18 protein-coding genes are annotated in these 17,538 nt (G+C 75.2%); 8 read left to right on the top strand and 10 right to left on the bottom strand.

The genetic code is table 11. From position 1 onward, the window contains the following. Positions 1 to 13 precede the first annotated feature (13 nt). Positions 14 to 2,620 carry an ATP-dependent helicase HrpB gene (gene hrpB, locus AB0I41_RS16685; protein ID WP_357107741.1) on the top strand — a complete coding sequence of 869 codons (2,607 nt, stop codon included), beginning with the start codon at positions 14 to 16 and terminating at the stop codon, positions 2,618 to 2,620. Positions 2,621 to 2,626: 6 nt separating this feature from the next. Here the strand turns inward: hrpB and AB0I41_RS16680 are convergent, their stop codons facing one another. Beyond that, a complete protein-coding gene (locus tag AB0I41_RS16680) occupies positions 2,627 to 3,352 on the bottom strand; it encodes a protein phosphatase 2C domain-containing protein (protein ID WP_357107739.1) in 726 nt (241 codons plus the stop codon). Between the two features lie 283 nt (positions 3,353 to 3,635). Here AB0I41_RS16680 and AB0I41_RS16675 point away from each other — a divergent pair, with 283 nt between their 5' ends. Continuing rightward, a complete protein-coding gene (locus AB0I41_RS16675) occupies positions 3,636 to 4,853 on the top strand; it encodes an MFS transporter (RefSeq protein WP_357107736.1) in 1,218 nt (405 codons plus the stop codon). Between the two features lie 55 nt (positions 4,854 to 4,908). Here AB0I41_RS16675 and AB0I41_RS16670 read toward each other — a convergent pair whose 3' ends face one another. The 4 genes from AB0I41_RS16670 to AB0I41_RS16655 all read right to left on the bottom strand — a co-directional run bounded on the left by AB0I41_RS16670 (position 4,909) and on the right by AB0I41_RS16655 (position 8,599). After that, complete coding sequence (locus AB0I41_RS16670; protein ID WP_357107734.1) at positions 4,909 to 5,166, bottom strand: UBP-type zinc finger domain-containing protein; 258 nt, start codon at positions 5,164 to 5,166, stop codon at positions 4,909 to 4,911. Next, positions 5,163 to 6,743 (bottom strand): Na+/H+ antiporter, encoded by a 1,581-nt coding sequence (locus tag AB0I41_RS16665; RefSeq protein ID WP_357107732.1) that lies wholly within the window; start codon positions 6,741 to 6,743, stop codon positions 5,163 to 5,165. Before AB0I41_RS16665 ends, AB0I41_RS16670 begins: the two co-directional genes overlap by 4 nt. A 167-nt stretch (positions 6,744 to 6,910) precedes the next feature. Continuing rightward, complete coding sequence (locus AB0I41_RS16660; RefSeq protein WP_357107730.1) at positions 6,911 to 8,323, bottom strand: NADP-dependent succinic semialdehyde dehydrogenase; 1,413 nt, start codon at positions 8,321 to 8,323, stop codon at positions 6,911 to 6,913. A 12-nt stretch (positions 8,324 to 8,335) separates the two neighbouring features. Continuing rightward, on the bottom strand, positions 8,336 to 8,599 hold the full coding sequence (locus AB0I41_RS16655) for a DUF6343 family protein (protein ID WP_357107727.1): 264 nt from the start codon (positions 8,597 to 8,599) through the stop codon (positions 8,336 to 8,338). Between the two features lie 235 nt (positions 8,600 to 8,834). Between AB0I41_RS16655 and AB0I41_RS16650 the strand changes: the two genes are divergently transcribed. Beyond that, a complete protein-coding gene (locus tag AB0I41_RS16650; protein WP_357107725.1) occupies positions 8,835 to 9,446 on the top strand; it encodes an antibiotic biosynthesis monooxygenase in 612 nt (203 codons plus the stop codon). A 130-nt stretch (positions 9,447 to 9,576) separates the two neighbouring features. Then, on the top strand, positions 9,577 to 10,428 hold the full coding sequence (locus AB0I41_RS16645) for a GDSL-type esterase/lipase family protein (protein ID WP_357107723.1): 852 nt from the start codon (positions 9,577 to 9,579) through the stop codon (positions 10,426 to 10,428). Positions 10,429 to 10,632: 204 nt separating this feature from the next. Here AB0I41_RS16645 and AB0I41_RS16640 read toward each other — a convergent pair whose 3' ends face one another. The 3 genes from AB0I41_RS16640 to AB0I41_RS16630 all read right to left on the bottom strand — a co-directional run bounded on the left by AB0I41_RS16640 (position 10,633) and on the right by AB0I41_RS16630 (position 12,547). Further along, positions 10,633 to 11,412 (bottom strand): EcsC family protein, encoded by a 780-nt coding sequence (locus tag AB0I41_RS16640; protein WP_357107720.1) that lies wholly within the window; start codon positions 11,410 to 11,412, stop codon positions 10,633 to 10,635. Between the two features lie 35 nt (positions 11,413 to 11,447). Further along, positions 11,448 to 11,594: a hypothetical protein gene (locus AB0I41_RS16635; RefSeq protein ID WP_357107718.1), complete on the bottom strand. Its 147-nt coding sequence runs from the start codon at positions 11,592 to 11,594 to the stop codon at positions 11,448 to 11,450. Positions 11,595 to 11,668: 74 nt separating this feature from the next. After that, positions 11,669 to 12,547, bottom strand: a complete 879-nt coding sequence (locus AB0I41_RS16630; RefSeq protein WP_357107716.1) for a peptidase M23 — start codon at positions 12,545 to 12,547, stop codon at positions 11,669 to 11,671. Between the two features lie 420 nt (positions 12,548 to 12,967). On the opposite strand from AB0I41_RS16630, the gene AB0I41_RS16625 reads away from it, so the two are divergent. The 3 genes from AB0I41_RS16625 (at position 12,968) to AB0I41_RS16615 (ending at position 15,255) form a co-directional block, all read left to right on the top strand. Next, positions 12,968 to 13,888: a PAC2 family protein gene (locus AB0I41_RS16625; RefSeq protein ID WP_357107713.1), complete on the top strand. Its 921-nt coding sequence runs from the start codon at positions 12,968 to 12,970 to the stop codon at positions 13,886 to 13,888. Between the two features lie 142 nt (positions 13,889 to 14,030). After that, on the top strand, positions 14,031 to 14,828 hold the full coding sequence (locus tag AB0I41_RS16620) for an exodeoxyribonuclease III (RefSeq protein WP_357107710.1): 798 nt from the start codon (positions 14,031 to 14,033) through the stop codon (positions 14,826 to 14,828). 106 nt (positions 14,829 to 14,934) lie between these two features. Then, on the top strand, positions 14,935 to 15,255 hold the full coding sequence (locus AB0I41_RS16615) for an antibiotic biosynthesis monooxygenase (RefSeq protein WP_357107707.1): 321 nt from the start codon (positions 14,935 to 14,937) through the stop codon (positions 15,253 to 15,255). A 16-nt stretch (positions 15,256 to 15,271) separates the two neighbouring features. On the opposite strand, the gene AB0I41_RS16610 is transcribed toward AB0I41_RS16615, so the two are convergent. Beyond that, positions 15,272 to 15,955 carry a class F sortase gene (locus AB0I41_RS16610; protein WP_357107704.1) on the bottom strand — a complete coding sequence of 228 codons (684 nt, stop codon included), beginning with the start codon at positions 15,953 to 15,955 and terminating at the stop codon, positions 15,272 to 15,274. A gap of 8 nt (positions 15,956 to 15,963) precedes the next feature. Continuing rightward, positions 15,964 to 16,551 (bottom strand): hypothetical protein, encoded by a 588-nt coding sequence (locus AB0I41_RS16605; protein ID WP_357107701.1) that lies wholly within the window; start codon positions 16,549 to 16,551, stop codon positions 15,964 to 15,966. 216 nt (positions 16,552 to 16,767) lie between these two features. On the opposite strand from AB0I41_RS16605, the gene trmB reads away from it, so the two are divergent. Continuing rightward, a complete protein-coding gene (gene trmB / locus AB0I41_RS16600; protein ID WP_357107962.1) occupies positions 16,768 to 17,397 on the top strand; it encodes a tRNA (guanosine(46)-N7)-methyltransferase TrmB in 630 nt (209 codons plus the stop codon). The last annotated feature ends 141 nt before the right edge of the window (positions 17,398 to 17,538 follow it).

Raw genomic sequence — 17,538 nt, 5'->3', positions numbered from 1 at the left:
CACAGTGGGCACCGTGCTCTCCGACGTATCCCTCGAACTGCCGGTCAGTCCGGTGCTGCCGACGCTGCTCGCGGCGCTGGCGGAGGCCGGCAGCGCGGTGCTGGTGGCGCCGCCCGGCACCGGCAAGACCACGCTCGCGCCGCTCGCGGTGGCCGACCAGGTCGACGGCCGGGTGGTGGTCGCCCAGCCGCGCCGGGTGGCCGCCCGCGCCGCGGCCCGCCGGATGGCCGACCTGCTCGGCGAGCGGGTCGGCGGGCGGGTGGGGTACGCGGTGCGCGGCGAGCGCCGGGTCGGCCCCGCCACCCGGGTGGAGGTGGTCACCACCGGCCTGCTGGTCCGCCGCCTGCACCACGACCCGGAGCTGCCGGGGGTCGGCGCGGTGCTGCTCGACGAGGTCCACGAGCGGCAGCTCGACGCGGACCTGGCGCTGGCCTTCGCGGTGGAGTCCCGGGCCGCCCTCCGCCCCGACCTGTGGCTGCTGGCGATGTCCGCGACGCCGGAGGCGGACCGGTTCGCCGCGCTGCTCGGCGCCGACCGGCCGGCCCCGGTGGTGCGGGCGGAGGCGGCGCTGCACCCGGTCACCCGGATCTGGGCGCCCCCGCCCCGGCCGGTGACGCCACCGGGCGCGGGCCGGGTCGACCCGGCTCTGCTCGACCACGTGGCGGCCACCGTCCGGCGGGCGCTGCACGAGCGCGACGGGGACCTGCTGGTCTTCCTGCCGGGGGCGGGCGAGATCGCCGGCGTGGCCCGGCGGCTGGCGGACCTGAGCGACGGGGTGGCCGTGCTGCCGCTGCACGGGCGGCTGCCCGGCGCCGCGCAGGACGCCGCGCTGCGTCCGGCCGACCGTCGCCGGGTGGTGCTGGCCACCGCGGTGGCCGAGAGCAGCCTCACCGTGCCCGGCGTCCGGGTGGTGGTGGACGCGGGGCTGAGCCGGGTGGCCCGCACCGACCTGTCCCGGGGGCTGGGCGCCCTGGTCACCGTCCCGGTCTCCCGGGCCGCCGCCACCCAGCGCGCCGGCCGGGCCGGGCGGGAGGCTCCCGGCCACGTCTACCGCTGCTGGTCGGCGGCCACCCACGAGCGGCTGGCCCCGCAGCCCGAGCCGGAGATCGCCACCGCCGACCTGACCGGCTTCGCCCTGGAGCTGGCGGCCTGGGGCAGCCCGGACGGCGCGGGGCTGGCCCTGCCCGATCCGCCGCCGGCGGCGGCGCTGACGGTGGCCCGGGAGACCCTGGCCAGCCTCGGCGCGGTCGACGCCGACGGCCGGATCACCGTGCGGGGCCGGGCGATCGCCGCCACCGGCGCCCATCCCCGGCTGGGCCGGGCCCTGCTCGACGGCGCGCCGCGGGTCGGCGCGGACCGGGCGGCGGAACTGGTCGCACTGCTGGCCGAGGAGGGCCTGACCGGCGGGGACGACGACCTGGTCGCCGGCTGGCGGCGGCTGCGGGTCGGCGCCGACCCGGGTACGACCACCCGCTGGCGGGCGGAGGTGCGCCGGCTGCGGACCGCCCTGCCCACCGGCGGCGGGACCGCGACCGACGGCGACCCGGCCGGCGCGGCCCCGTCCGGGGCCCGGACCGGCCCGACCGGCACCACCCGACGGGGCACCGCCGACCGTGGGGCCACCGGCCGGGAACAGCTGCCCGACGACCTGGCCGCCGGGCTGCTGGTGGGGCTGGCGTACCCGGAGCGGTTGGCCCGGGCGCGCCGGGCCGGCGGGACGTCGTACCTGATGGCCGGCGGGACCGCGGCGGAGCTGACGCCCGGGTCGGGGCTGGCCGGCCTCGACTGGCTGGCCGTCGCGGTGGCCGACCGTTCCCCCGGCGCGCCGACCGCCCGGGTGCGGCTCGCGGCCGGGCTGGACGAGGCGACCGCCCGGGAGGCGGGCGGCCCGCTGCTGCGCCAGGCGCGGGAGGTCGGCTGGACCGACGGTGACGTGGTGGCCCGGGAGGTGGTCCGGCTCGGCGCGATCGAGCTGCTGACCCGCCCGCTGGCCCGGCCGGAGCCGGCGCTGCTGGCCGCGGCGTTGCGCGACGGGCTGCGCCAGGAGGGGCTGGCGGTGCTGAACTGGACGCCGCAGGCCCGGGCGCTGCGCGAGCGGATGGCGTTCTGCCGGCGGGCGCTCGGCGAGGGCTGGCCCGAGGTAAGCGACGACGCTCTGCTCGCCGCGGCCGACGACTGGCTGGGCCCGGAGCTGGCCGCTGCCCGGCGCCGGGCCGACCTGGCCCGGGTCGACGTGGCCGCCGCGCTGCGCCGGCTGCTGCCGTGGCGGCAGGCGGCCCGGCTGGACGAGCTGGCCCCGGAGCGGATCGAGGTGCCCAGCGGCTCGAAGATCCGGGTCGACTACGCGGACCCGGCGGCGCCGGTGCTGGCGGTGAAGCTCCAGGAGACCTTCGGCTGGCCGGCGGCGCCGCGGATCGCCGACGGCCGGGTGCCGGTGCTGCTGCACCTGCTCTCCCCGGCCGGCCGCCCGGTGGCGGTCACCGCCGACCTGGCGTCGTTCTGGCGGACCGGGTACCCGCAGGTCCGCGCGGAGCTGCGCGGCCGCTACCCGCGTCACCCGTGGCCGGAGGACCCGGGCAGCGCCACGCCCACCCGGCACGCCACGCCCCGGCGACGCTGAGCCGGCTCACTCCTCGACGATGTCGGCGATCAGTACGGTGACGTTGTCCGGCCCGCCGGCCCGCAGCGCCAGGTCGATCAGGCGGCGGGCGCACAGCTCCCGGTCCGGGGTCTCGGCGAGCACCTCGGCGAGCGTGTCCGGACGGACCACGTTGGAGAGGCCGTCGCTGCACAGCAGCCAGCGGTCCCCGGCCCAGGGGACCATGGTCGCGTACGTCGGGGAGACCTCCTCGCCCTGCAACGCCTGGGTGACCACCGCCCGCCGGGGGTGGCTGGCGGCCTCCTCGGGGCTGATCAGGCCCTGGTCGACGAGCATCTGCACGAACGTGTCGTCCCGGGTGACCTGCTTGAGCGTGCCCTCGCGGAACAGGTAGGCCCGGGAGTCGCCGACGTGGGCGAGGGCCAGGCAGCTGCCGGTGCGGGCGAAGAGCAGGGCGGTCAGGGTGGTGCCCATGCCCTGCCGGTCCGGATCCTCGGCGACCGCCTGGCGGATCCGCGCGGTGGCCAGCTCGATGCCGCTCTGCAGCGCCGCCACCAGGGCGTCCTCGGGGGTCTCCACGTCCAGGGGGGCGATCGCGTCGATGGCGATCCGGCTGGCCAGGTCGCCGGCCGCCATCCCGCCCATGCCGTCGGCGACGGCGACGAGCCAGGCACCGGCGTGCAGGGCGTCCTGGTTTCCGCTTCGGATCAGCCCACGGTCGCTCGTCCCGACGGAACGAAGCTTCAGGGTCATGGGAGGCAGCCTGCCAGGCCGAGGGCGCTGTTGTCTCTAGGAGATCAGGACCGCGGGGCGTGGCGCGGCGAATCTCACTGTCGTTCACGTACCCGGCGGCCCGCTCCCGGTCCGCCGGAAGGTCATCCAGCCGGATCGATTGACATGGACGAGATGCGCTGGAAACATCGGGCTGATCTTGGGAGCGCTCCCCCGGCGCCTCTGCATCGAACCGCCATCGCGCATCCGGACGACTGCTTCCCGTTGCCCTGCGGGCCACCGGCAAAAAGGACGGCGGGCACGAGTGGACGACAGCGGCAGCGAGCGCGCCCACGTCCAGTTTCCGCCGGCGCGGGCCGGTCAGACCGGGCGACGCATGGCGATCCGGTCGGCCGGGTCCAGCCCCATCGCCGCCTCGGCCGCCAGCACCGCCGGGCTCGGGCTCACCGTGGCCGGCCTGCTGGGGCTGACCGCCGCCGTACCCCTCGGCGGCCTGGCCGACCGGCGCGACCCGCGTACGCTGCGCGCGCTGCTGCAACTGCTCCAGGCCGCGGTCGCCGCGTCGTACCTGCTGGTCGGATCGTTCCCCGCGTTCCTCGTGGTGGCGGTGCTGGACGCGCTGCTGACCTGCGGCAACCTGGCGGTACGCGCCGCCCTGGTGGCCGCCGTCGGCGGACCCGAGGGACGGGTGCACGCGTTCGCCACGCTGCGCGGGGTGGCGAACCTCGGCATCGCGCTCGGCGCCGGGCTGGCCGGGTTCACCCTCGCGGCCGACACGCACCTGGCGTACCAGGTGCTGGTGGTCGGCGACGCAGCCACCTATCTGGTGTCGGCGGCGCTGCTGATGCGACTGCCCGGCTACCGGCCCTCAGGGGCCGAGGCGCGGCCGGGGGCGCCGGGTCGGGGACGGGCGCTGCGGGACCGCCCCTTCCTGGCGGTCAGCGGGGCTTCGGCGGTGCTGGCCCTGCACTGGACGGTGCTCACCCTGGTCGTGCCGTTGTGGACGGTGAGCCGGACCGGGGCGCCGCCGGCCGTGGTGTCGGCCGTACTGCTGGTCAACACCTCGCTCACCGTGCTGCTGGCCGTGCGGCTGGCCCGGGACGCGGACACCGCCGTCCCGGCCGCGCGGGCGATGCGCCGGGCCGGGCTGGTGCTGGCGGTGGCGATGCTGCTGTACGCGGCCACCGCCGGCACGCCGGCCCTGCCGGCGACCGGCCTGCTGCTGCTCGCCACCGCCGTCTACACCGTCGGCGACCTGTGGCACGGCACCGCCGGGGCGGGACTCGCCTACGACCTGGCCGCTCCGGAGGCGATCGGGGCGTACCAGGGGGTGGACGGGGTGCTCGCCGGACTCGCCCGGGCCGTCGGACCGGGGCTGCTGACCTGGGCGGTCCTCGACGGCGGGATCGCCGGCTGGGCGGGGGTCGCCGTCCTCTTCGCCGGCGTCGGGCTGCTCGTCCCGCCGCTGACCCAGCGGGCCCTGCGGACCCGACCCGCCACGATCCGGGAGCTGATCCCCTGACCGGTGGCGGTTTCCGAAACCGTCGGGACGGGTCGCCCGATCACGTCCGCGAGCGTCAGCCGATCTCCTCGTCGACGAAGCACCAGCGCCAGGTCTCCCCCGGCTGGATCGAGCGCATCACCGGGTGGCCGCTGGACTCGAAGTGCTTCGTCGCGTGCTGGTACGGCGAGGAGTCGCAGCAGCCGACGTGCCCGCAGGTCAGGCAGGCGCGCAGGTGCACCCAGTAGTCGTTGCCGACGGCGACGCAGTCCGGGCAGGCGTCCTTGGTCTGCGGCTCGGCGTCACCCGCCTCGGCGAGGTGCTGGCAGCTCATCCGTCGGCCTCCCGGGTCAGCAACGACTCCTCCAGATCCAGGTCACGATAGGCCTGCACCAGCACCTCCTGCGGGATCCGCCCGGAGTCGCGCGCGTTCCGGAACACCTCCCGCTCCGCGTCGATCATCTCCTGCCGCAACCGGCCGTACGCCTGGGACGGGGTTTCCTGGTCGGTGCCGCCCAACCGCTCCCAGGCCAGGTTGGTCCGCGCCTCCAGCAGCCCGCGCAGCCGCTCCACCACCGTCGCGGGCGCGCTGGGCGCCAGCTCGTACAGGCGGTCCCGGGCCGCCTTGCTGGCCTGCTGCTGCACCGCGGCGGCGGAGAGCGCGTCCTGCACCGGGTCGTCCGGCGGCAGCTTGAGCCGGCGGGCCACCAGCGGCAGGGTGGCGCCCTGCACCACCAGGGTCACCACGATCACCGCGAAGGCCAGCCAGATGAACAGCTCCCGCTGGTACGGCCGGCCGCCGGCCAGGGTCAGCGGCAGGGCCAGCGCGGCGGCCAGGGTCACCACCCCGCGCATCCCGGCCCAGCCGATGACGATGGGCGCCCCCACGGACGGCGCCCCTTCGCGGCGCCGCGCCCGGGGCACCAACCGGGCCAGGTAGGTGGCGGGGAAGAGCCAGACGAACCGGGACAGGACGACGGCGAGCAGCACCGCGACGGTGACCCCGGCCAGCCGGTCGAGCGGCTCGTCGAGGGCGCGGACCACGTCGCGCAGTTGCAGGCCGACCAGCAGGAAGACCAGCCCCTCCAGCAGGAACCGGGCCAGCCGCCAGAACGCGCCGATCTGCAGCCGGGAGGCCGCCGACATCAGCAGCGGCATCCGGTGGCCGATGCCGAGCCCGGTCACCACGACGGCGACCACCCCGGAGGCGTGGATCTCCTCGGCGGCGAAGACCACCGCGAACGGCACGATCAGCGACAGCGCGTTGTCGAGTACCGCGTCGGTGGTCCGCTTGTGCAGGTAGCCGAAGACCGCCACGCCGAGCAGGCCGACCAGGACGCCGCCGCCCGTGGCGACCAGCACCTCCCGGGCCACCTGTCCGAACTCCACCCGGCCGGCGCTCGCGGTCGCGGCGATGATCGAGACGCGGAGCAGCACCAGCGCGGTCGCGTCGTTGACCAGGCTCTCGCCCTCCAGGATGGTGACGATCCGGCGGGGCAGCCCGACCCGCCGGGCCACCGCGGTGGCGGCGACCGCGTCGGGCGGCGCCACCACCGCGCCGAGAGCCAGGCAGATCGCGTACGGCAGCTGCGGCAGGAGCAGGTGCACGACGGTGCCCACCACGAACGCGGTGAACAGCACCAGCCCCACCGCGAGCAGCAGGATCGGCCGCAGGTTGAGCCGGAACGCCGGCACCGACGTCTCCAGGGCCGCGACGTAGAGCAGCGGCGGCAGGATGCCGACCAGGACCAGGTTCGGGTCGAGGCGCACCTGCGGGAAGCCGGGCAGGTAGGACAGGACGAGACCGAGGACGACCAGCAGGATCGGTGCGAGCAGGCCCAGCCGCCGGGCCAGCGCCGCGCCGAACGTCGCGATCGCGAGGATGACCACGACCTCGAACAGAGCCTCCATGGGGTACGAGCCTAGGGGCGCGCCGGCCGCGACGAGATCAGGAGGTGGTCCGCAGCTTCGGCAGCACCTGCGCGCCGAACGTGTCGATGAAGGCGCGCTGCTGGCTGGCTGGGCGCCTTGACCACACCGCACGGCAGGCCGGTGACCTGGAGGGCGGCGCTGCCGCACTACTCGGCGTGCGCGCCGGCGCCGGCCGACGCCGCGCCCTCCCCCACCCAGACGGTCTTGGTGTTGCAGAACTCCCGCATACCGACCGCGGACAGCTCGCGGCCGTACCCGGAGTTCCTCACCCCGCCGAACGGCAGCTCGGGGTAGGACGTGGTCATCCCGTTGACGAAGACGCTGCCGGCGTCCAGGTCGGTGGCGAAGCGCTCCTGCTCGTGCGGGTCGGTGGTCCAGGCGTTCGAGCCGAGGCCGAAGGTGGTGCCGTTGGCCACCTCGATCGCCTCTTCGTACGACGACACCCGGTAGAGGCCGGCGACCGGCCCGAAGACCTCCTCCGACCACATCCGCATCTGCGGGTTCAGGTCGGTGACCACGGTCGGCGGGTAGTACCAGCCGTCGCCGGCGGGCTTCTCGCCGCCGCAGAGCACGGTGGCGCCGTGGTCCACCGCGTCCTGCACCTGGGCGTGGATGTCGTCCCGGCCGCGTTCGCTGGCCAGCGGCCCGACGTCGGTCTTCTCGTCCATCGGGTCGCCGACCCGCAGCGCCGACATGGCCGCGGCGAACTTCTCGGCGAAGGAGTCGAAGACGTCGGAGTGCACGATGAACCGCTTGGCGGCGATGCAGGACTGGCCGTTGTTCTGGCAGCGGGCGGTGGTGGCGACCTCGGCGGCGCGGTCCAGGTCGGCCGAGGGCATCACCACGAACGGGTCGCTGCCGCCGAGCTCCAGCACGGTCTTCTTCAGCTCCCGGCCCGCGATCTGGGCGATCGAGCGGCCCGCCCCCTCGCTGCCGGTAAGCGTGGCGGCGCGTACCCGCGGGTCGCTGAGGATCCGGTCCACCGCCTCGGAGCCGACCAGCAGCGTGGTGAAGGCGCCCTCGGGGAAGCCGGCGCGGCGGAACAGCTCCTCCAGGTAGAGGGCGGTCTGCGGCACGTTGGAGGCGTGCTTGAGCAGGCCGGTGTTGCCGGCCATCAGCGCCGGCGCGGCGAACCGCATCACCTGCCAGAGCGGAAAGTTCCACGGCATCACCGCGAGCACCGGCCCGATCGGCTGGTACCGCACGAACGCGCGCTTCGCCTTGACCGCGCCGGCGTCGGCGGGCTCGTCGGCGAGCATCCGCTCGGCCTTGGCCGCGTAGAACCGGCAGGCGGTGGCGCACTTGGTCACCTCGGCCTTCGCCGCCGCGTACGTCTTGCCCATCTCGGTGGTCATCAGCCGGGCGGTGGAGTCGCGGTCCCCGTCGAGCAGGTCGGCCGCCGCGTTCATCCACTGGGCCCGCTGGGCGAGCGTGGTGCCGTGCAGGTCCCGGAACGCCACGTCGGCGCGTTCGATCGCGGCGTCGATCTGCTCGGCCGACATCGGGTCGTACGACGTGAGCACCTGACCGGTGGCGGGATTGGTGGTGGCGATGGGCATCTCGTACTCCTGTCACTCGAAGAGTGAGTGCCGCGCGCCCGGCTCCTCACGGCGGCGCGCGGCGCGGCGGCGCTGGATGACGACCAGGTCGACCACGGCGACCACGGCGAAGACCGCGCACGCCACGCCCAGCCAGACCACGTCGGCCCAGAACGCCAGCACCGCGAAGACGGTCATGCTGGCCAGGCCGAACAGGGCCAGCGCGAGCCGGAGGTTCAGCGCGCTGTACGCGTGGCCGACCGTGCCACGGGCGCGCCGGGGCTGCGATCTCGTCATTCCTCCGGCCTACCCCAGCAGGACCGGCCCTAACCGGCCGTCCCGCCCGCCGCCACGTCACCGCGACATGCCGCCAACCGCGCGGGCCGGCGAGCGCGGCCGAGAATCGCCCGGACGGCGGGGCGGTGATGGCGGCCACGGAGCGGGTATGCGGGGGAAGCGACCGGCGGTGGGTTGCGTTACACCGGTGCGCCACGACCGGGCCGACACCGGCGCGGGCGGGAAGGATGAGGGCATGACCATGACCCACGCGGTGCCGGTGACCGTCGCCATCGCCCGGCGCGCCGACCCCGCGCGGGCCCACGAGATGGTCGCCTGGATGCGGGCCGGCAGCGCGCTGGCCGAGAGCTTCCCGGGCTTCCTCGGGGTGGGCTGGGTGCGGAGCGGCCCAGACTCGCCGGAGTGGCACGTGCTCTACCGCTTCGCCGACCACGAGACGCTGCGCCGCTGGGAGGAGTCCCCGCAGCGGCACTGGTGGCTCACCTCGGCGCAGGGCATCGTCGAGCACACCCGGGTCGAGCGGCGCACCGGGATCGAGGGGTGGTTCGACCCGCCGGTCGACCACGTGGTCGAGACCCTGGTGCCGGCCGACGGCGAGCCGGCCGTGCCGCCGTCCCCGCCGCGCTGGAAGCAGGCGGTCACGATCTGGCTGGCGTTCTTCCCGCTGAGCCTGGCCGCCACCCTGCTCACCGCCCGGTTCATCGGCGGGGTGCCGCTGGCGGTACGGACGCTGGTCATCACGCTCTGCCTGACCCCGCTGATGACGTACCTGGTGCTGCCCCGGATCACCCGGGCGCTGCACTGGTGGCTGCACGGGCAGCGGGCACCGTGGCGGGGCGTCCGCTGAGGCGTCCTACCATATCTATGTTTCTAAATATTTACTCTGCCCGAAATCCGACACGAGCGGACCGACCCGGCCCGCCGTCCCCGTAGGGTTACCGCGCTGTCGCTCTGCGCCGCCGGACCGGGGGAAGACAATGCCTCGACGCTGGGTCGCCGCCGTCGCCTGCCTGCTGGCGCTGGTCGCCCTCGCCTGTGAGGAGGGGGGCAGCGCCTCGCCCCGGCCGTCGCGGGAGTCCAGCCAGCCCGGGCTGCCCACCACCATGGCCGCGCTCGGCGACTCGATCACCACCGGCTTCGGCTCCTGCCTGGTGCTCACCTCGTGCCAGCGCAACTCGTGGTCCACCGGAGACGGCATCCGGGTGGAGAGCCACTACCGCCGACTGCTCGACGCCAACCCGGGCATCCGCGGCCGGGCCCACAACCACGCCGTGCCCGGGGCGCGGGCCGAGGCGCTGGCCGGGCAGGCCGAGGCGGCCGTACGTGACAAGGCCGACTACGTGACCGTGCTGATCGGCGCCAACGACGCCTGCCGCGACGACATCGACACGATGACGCCGGTGGCGACGTTCCGCACCCAGGTCGACCGCGGCCTGCGGGTGCTGCGCAAGGGGCGGCCGAAGGCGCGGGTGCTGATGGTCAGCATCCCGGACCTGCACCGGCTCTGGGAGGTCGCGCACACCGAGTCGCGGGCCACCCGGATCTGGCGGGCCGGCATCTGCCCGTCACTGCTGGCCAACCCGACCTCCACCGCGCCGGCCGACCGGGCCCGCCGGGCCAAGTTCCGGCAGCGCATCGACGACTACAACGCCCAGTTGAAGGCGGCCTGCCGGGCGTACGGGTCGCGCTGCCGGCACGACGGCGGGGCGGCGCACCGGGTGCGCTTCACCCTGGACGAGGTGAACGCGCTGGACTGGTTCCACCCCAACGTGGCCGGGCAGAACCGGCTCGCCGACGTCAGCTTCGCGACCGCCGGCTGGCGGCTCTGACCGCCGTCCCGCCACCAGCGGGCGCGACCCGGGATGGACGGGTCGAGGACGTGCTCGTCGCGCCCGGTTGTCCACGTAGGTTCCAGCAGCTTCCGGACACCGGCCGGCCGGCCCGTGCTCGCCCGGACCGCTGCGGCTGACCGCCTCCGCGCACACGAAACGGCGGCACCCCGCAGACCGGGGCACCGCCGTACCGCGACGGGATCAGGAACGGCGGGGTTGCGGCACACCGCCCCGACCGGTCCGGTAGAGCACGCGGGCGCGCTCGGCGAGGTCCTTGGCGGCCGAGGAGTTCGCCCAGGTGCCGAGGATGATGGCGGCGCCCGGCACGACCTTGGCGAACATCCGCTTCGCCGCACGGACGCCGGCCATCTGGGCCAGCCGCACGCCGAGGCGGAGCATCACCTTGCCGAGCGGGTTCTGCGCGCCGTGGCCGAAGAAGGCCCCCGCGCGTTCCCGCCCCGCCGCCACGCCCAGGGCCAGCCGGGCGCTCTCGGCGACCTTGTGCACCTTCTGCAGCACCAGCAGGTCGGTGGCCCGGTCCGCGTGCACCGGGTCGACCCCGTACGCGGCGGCGATGTGCAGCACCAGCCGCGCCTGGGTCCAGGCCAGCACGCCGACGTCGATCACCGCGCCGGGCAGGCCGGCCACCCCGGAGACCGCCCCGGAGAGGCGGGCCCGGTTGACGAACTTGCGGACCGCCTGCTCGGCGAGGTCGTCGGCGGAGACGTCGGGTCGCTCGGCGCGGGCCCGGGCGGCCCACTCGGCGGCCTCCGGCCCCAGCCGGCGCACCGCCTCCAGGGCGAGGTGCTCCGGGGCGTACTGGGGGTCGTCCCGCATCCGGTCCCAGAGCCGGGCCGGCGGCGCCTCCGGGGCGTCCGGTTCCCCCGCCCGCCCGACCGGCGGGGTGACCGGCGCGGCGGGGCCGGCCGGCGACGGGGTGGGGGCGGTGGGTTCGTCGTCGACAGGCGCGGCGTCGGTCACGGGTGCTCCCGGTGTCGAGGGCGAGCGGGGGACGATCAGCGGCGGCGGCTGGAGATCCGGGCAGCCACCCGCTTGAGCCTGGCCTGGTTCTCCGGCTTGGCCAACTCGCGCCGGCCCCGGTCGACCAGCTGCTGCCCGCGCGGCGACCGCAAAAACGCGCCGATCCGCTGCACCAGTGACATGTCGTCCTCCGTTCGGTGGTCCTGCATCATGTGTACCCCGAAGCGACAACCGCGGAACCGGCAACCGTGACGGGTCAGGCCAGGATGGCCCGAACCACCTCAATCGCCCGCCACTCGTGCTGGGCGTACGCCCAGGGGAACGCGGAGACCTGTACGGCCTGGGCGGCATCGGTCAGCGGCAGGTCCTGCCAGCCGGGGATCTCCAGCAGCGCGGAGAGGAACGCCTCGGTGGCGTACGCCGGGTCCATCAGGTCGCGGACCTCGCCCCAGCCGCTGCTGGGCCGCTGCTGGAACAGCCCGACCGAGTCGTGGTCCCACCCGATGGCCTGGTGCGGGTAGTTCTGCGACTCGGGCAGCACGCCGCTGGCGTAGTTGTAGAGGTTGCTCTCCTGCATGGCGGTGGCCACGGCGATGACCAGGGCCTGCCGGGGCACGCCCATCTTCCGGCCGGCCTTGACGATGGCCTTGGCGTTGTCCATCTGGGTCTCGTCCAGGCCAGCCACCGGGGCGATCCGCTTCGGCTTCGGGTTCGGCTTGGGCTTGGCCTTCGTCGTCGCGGCCGGCGACGGGGAAGCGGTCGGGCTGGCCGCGGCGGGGGTAGGGGTGGGGGTTTCGATGACCGGGGTACGGGCCTCGCCCCGGGAGGCGGCGCCCTCCTGCGCCCGCTCGGCGAGCACCGGCTGGGCGGCGACCGGGTCGAGCCGGTCGGCCGGCAGGGCCTGCACGCCGGCGAAGGCCGCCACGCCGAGGCAGGAGACCACGCCGGTGGCGAGCGCGACCCGTCCCCGGCTGCGGGCCAGGGGGTTAACGAGGGCGCCGAGGCGGGTACGGAGAGAGCGGGTCGCCGCGGTGTCACGGAGAACGCCGACCTGAACGGACGAGGGGGTGTCGTCCGAACGGCCAGGCGTGCCCTCGTGGGCGTACTGGTCGTCGATGGTGTCGTCGTCACGCATCCGACGAGGCTAGGCAGGCGATCCGCCGGGCACCCAGCGCCAGGAAGTGGCCCTGACCACATTCCGACACCACCCAACAGGACGGGCTCGCGGCGCGGCGCACCCGAAGTGCGCAACGCCACGGAACGGGCATCTCGGGAACGCCGCCCGGGGTCGGGAGACCCGGAGCAGGCGGGTCGACACCCCCACCGCCACGGCCATGATCCACCATATCCGCCGTTGGTATGAGCGCGTGCCGACGAACGGGCAACCGCACCTCGGATGATCGCCGAAATTGCGGCGCTTCATCCACCTTTGATCACCAGGATCGCGGCGAACCGCCCGTTGACGGAATGGATACCAACGGCGGGTACGTTCGGCGAACCGGGAGCCGTGCGCGCACGGCGGCCCGTACGCGCGTTTCCTCAGGAGGTCCGACCGGTGCTCGACCCACACGAGCTCTACCAGCTCACCGACGATCTGCCCGACCTCGGACAGCCGGTGCTGATCCAGGCGCTGACCGGCTTCGTCGACGCCGGCAACGCGAGCCGCCTGGCCCGCGAGCAGCTGCTCACCTCGCTGGAGTCACGCCAGATCGCCAGCTTCGACGTCGACCAGCTCTTCGACTACCGCTCCCGCCGGCCGGTGATGACCTTCGTCGAGGACCACTGGGAACACTACGACGCACCGGAGCTGGCGCTGCACCTCCTGCACGACGACGACGAGACCCCCTTTCTGCTGCTCACCGGCCCGGAGCCGGACCTGCAGTGGGAGCGGTTCGTGGCCGCGGTGGCCGCCCTGAACGCCCGGCTCGACGTCCGGCTCACCGCCGGGCTGAACTCGATCCCGATGGCCGTGCCGCACACCCGCCCCACCGGGGTGACCGCGCACGCCACCCGGCCCGAGCTGATCGCCGGCCACGAGCCCTGGCTGCAGCGGGTGCAGGTGCCGGGCAGCGTCGGGCACCTGTTGGAGTACCGGCTCGGCGAGACGGGCCGGGACGCGATCGGCTTCGCCGCGCACGTGCCGCACTACGTCGCCCAGACCGAGTACCCGGCCGCCGCCGAGGTGCTGCTCTCCTCGGTCTCCCGCAGCACCGGGCTACTGCTGCCCAGCGACAGCCTGCGGGCGGCCGCCGAGGTGGTCCGGGTCGAGATCGACCGCCAGGTCGCGCAGACCGACGAGGCCGCCGCGCTGGTGCAGGCCCTGGAGGAGCAGTACGACGCGTTCGCCCGCGGGCGCGGCGAGAAGAACCTGCTGGCCGCCGAGACCGGGCCGCTGCCCACGGCCGACGAGCTCGGCGCCGAGCTGGAGCGGTTCCTGGCCGAGCAGACCCGACCCGGCGACACCCCGAACGGCTGACCCCGGCCGACCGCTGAGCCGGGATGCGGCGCACCACCGTCTCCGCGGCGCCGCCCGCCAACGGCCGGCTCCGAAATCGATCAAGCGGCGCGCCGGGGCGGCTGGCCCGGCGCGCCGGCGCGGGATACGGCAGGCTGGAGACATGCGCCTGGCGACCTGGAACGTGAACTCGGTGAAGGCCCGCCTGCCCCGGCTGCTCGACTGGCTGGCCACCACCGGCCCGGACGTGGTCTGCCTGCAGGAGACGAAGTGCCCCGACGGGTCCTTCCCCGTCGCCGAGGTGGGCGCGCTGGGCTACGCGGTGGCCAGCCACAGCGACGGCCGGTGGAACGGGGTGGCGATCCTGTCCCGGGTCGGCCTGGTCGACGTGGCGGTCGGGTTTCCCGGCGAGCCCGGGTTCCCCGAGCCGGAGGCGCGGGCCATCTCGGCCAGCTGCGACGGGGTCCGGGTCTGGTCGGTGTACGTACCGAACGGGCGCGCCCCCGACGACCCGCACTACGCGTACAAGCTGGCCTGGCTCACCGCGCTGCGGGACGCGCTGGAGCCGGAGCTGGCCGGCGGGGCGCCGGTGGTGGTCTGCGGCGACTTCAACGTCGCCCCCACCGACGCCGACGTCTGGGACCCGGCGCTCTTCGTCACCTCCACCCACGTCACGCCGGCCGAGCGGGCGGCCCTCGCGGCGCTGCGCGACCTCGGGCTGGTCGACGTGGTGCCCACCCCGATGAAGGGCCCGCACCCCTACACGTACTGGGACTACCGGGCCGGGATGTTCCACCAGAACAAGGGCATGCGGATCGACCTCGTGTACGCCTCCGCGCCGTTCGCCCGGGCGGTCCGCTCGGCGTACGTCGACCGGGAGGCCCGCAAGGGCAAGGGCCCCTCCGACCACGCCCCGATCGTGGTCGACGCCGACCTGGTGCCGGCCGTCGAGTCGTTCTGAGCCGAGATCGACCCGGCCGGTCCGGCGGGCGCGGGCCGGTCGGCCGGGCGTCGGGCGCGGACGGGACCGCCCGTCCGGGTGGTCGGCCGCTGGTTAGGGTGGAGCCATGGCAGTCGTGAAGATCAACGCGATCGACGTCCCGTCCGGCGCCGGCGAGGAACTGGAGAAGCGGTTCGCCGCCCGGGCCGGCGCGGTCGAGAACTCCCCCGGCTTCCTCGGCTTCGAGTTGCTCCGCCCGGTCGCCGGGGAGAGCCGCTACTTCGTCTACACCCGCTCGGAGAGCGAGGATGCGTACCAGGCGTGGGCGGCCGGCCCGTCCCGCGCCGTGCACGCCGGCGGCGAGGGCGGCGAGCAGCGGCGGCCGGTCGCCTCCGGCGCGACGCTGCTGGAGTTCGAGGTCGTCCAGCAGGTCGCCGGCAAGGGCTGACCACCCGGACCGCCGGTCAGGGCTCGCTGGTGTCGGCGAGCGAGGCAAAGGCGATGACGTTGTCCTCGTAGCCGGTCCGACCGCCGACCCACGCCCCACCGCAGGTGATCAGCCGCAGCTCGGGCGGCCCGTCGCTGCCGTACACCCGGTCGGCGGGCAGGTTCGCCTTGTCGAAGTGCTCGACCGAGTCGACCGTGAACACGGCGACCCTGCGGTCCTGGCGGGTCACCTCGATCCGGTCGCCGGGCTTGAGCTTGCGCAGGTCGTAGAAGACGGCCGGGCCGCTCTGGGAGTCGACGTGCCCGACGATGATGGCCCGGCCCGACTCGCCCGGGGTGGGACCCCGGTCGTACCAGCCGGTCTCCTGGTGCCGGCTCAGCGGTGGCACGTCGATCGACCCGTCCTTCGCCTGACCGACGGGGGCCACCGGGGCGGTCACCCGGATCGCCGGCACCGCGAGGCTCACCGGGCGGCTGGCCGGCAACCCGCCGCGCCCGGCGGCGGCGGGCCGCTCCTGAGCGCTTGCCGGGCGCTGCTGGCCGGCGGCCCAGTCCAGCGGCCCGGCCGTACGTCCGAGACCGGCGCCGGTGGCGAAGATGCCGACCAGCACCAGCGCCACCGCGACCGGCACCGACCAGGGGCTGCGTTGCAAGGTCCGGTCACGGCGGGCGGCCGGTGTGGCGGTGGGTGGCGAGGTCATCGCGCCGCTCAGCCTCGGGCGGCGCCACGGGGGCGGCGGGCCGCGACCACGCCGATGGTCGCACCGGCGATGGTCAGGGCCAGGCCGCCGGGGACCAGCAGGCCGTTCAGGCCGGTGCCGGCGGTGCCGCCGAAGCCCGTGTGCGGGCCGGGGCTGGGCTTCACCGATTTGACCACCTGGAGCATCGTCGAGGCGGTCAGGCCGTCCCGGCACTCCAGCTTGACCGGGTAGTTGCCGGGCCGGGTGCGTTCCCTCACCATCGCCGAGGCGGTGAGTTCACCGCGCTGAGAGTGCACCTGCACCCGACCGAAGGCATCGGAGACCACGGTCGCCGGGATGGAGTTGTCCCGGCAGCTGGCCCGGATGCCGACCAGGTAGCCGGGCCGCACGGGGCTCGGGCGTACCTCGACGAAGACGACGTCGGGGGCGGGCTGCGGGTCGCCCGCCTGCCCCGGCCAGCCCGGGGGGCTCGGCTCACCGGGAGCCGGGGCCAGCGCGGGTGGCTGGGCGGCGAGCGCCGGGCCCGCCCCGAGCAGCGCCGGACCGAGGGCACCGAAGGTGATCGCCAACGCGGTGCGCCGGAGCGTGACCGACATCCTGCCCCCTTCCGGCCCTCTCGGGCAGCGCCGGGGCAGCGAGCGCCGACCTGCCGTACGGGATGAATCGTCTCACCCCTGGGCGTACCTCACATCCGATACGCCGGAACCCTCGCGTACGCTCGGGTCCCAGTGACCACCACCGACCTGAACCCCGCCGTCCCGGCGGCCCCGCCGGCCGCCCGGATCCGCACCTTCCACCCCCGCCGCGGCCGGATGAGCGGCCGGCAGACCGACGCGCTGGAACGGCTCTGGCCCGGGTACGGCCTCGACATCGCCGACCTCGACGGGCCGTTCGACCCGGTCACGCTCTTCGGTCGGGGCGCCCCCGTGGTGCTGGAGATCGGTTCCGGCATGGGCGACGCCACGGCCGCGATGGCCGCCGCCGACCCGGACCGGGACTACCTGGCGGTCGAGGTTCACACGCCCGGCCTCGGCAACCTGCTGGAGCTGGTGGAACGGCACGGGCTGACCAACGTCCGGGTGGCGAAGGGCGACGCGCTGGACCTGGTCCGGGCCATGCCGGCGGACACCCTCGACGCGGTGCACGTCTTCTTCCCCGACCCCTGGCCCAAGGCCCGGCACCACAAGCGGCGGATCATCCAGCCGGACCACGTCGCGCTGCTCCGCTCCCGCCTGCGCCCCGGCGGGACGTTGCACTGCGCCACCGACTGGGCCGAGTACGCCGAATCGATGCGCCAGACGCTGGCCGCCGACCCCGGGCTGGTGGACGCGCACGGAGGCTTCGCGCCCCGACCGGCGCACCGGCCGGTGACCAAGTTCGAACGGCGGGCGCTGACCGCCGCCCGCCCGATCTTCGACCTCATCCACCACCGCCACCCCTAACCCCACCCGCCCGTCGCCCACCCACCCGCCCGCCCGCCCGCCCGGCCGCCCGGCCGCCCGGCCGGCCGCCCGGCCGCCGGGGGGGGGGCTCTGTTTGGGGGGTGCGGGGGGGGGTGGGGGAGCCGGGTGGGAAGGAGGGGT

It is taken from the genome of Micromonospora sp. NPDC050200 (genome assembly GCF_040656135.1).
Lineage (GTDB): Bacteria > Actinomycetota > Actinomycetes > Mycobacteriales > Micromonosporaceae > Micromonospora.
This window is presented reverse-complemented; position numbering and strand designations above follow the sequence as displayed.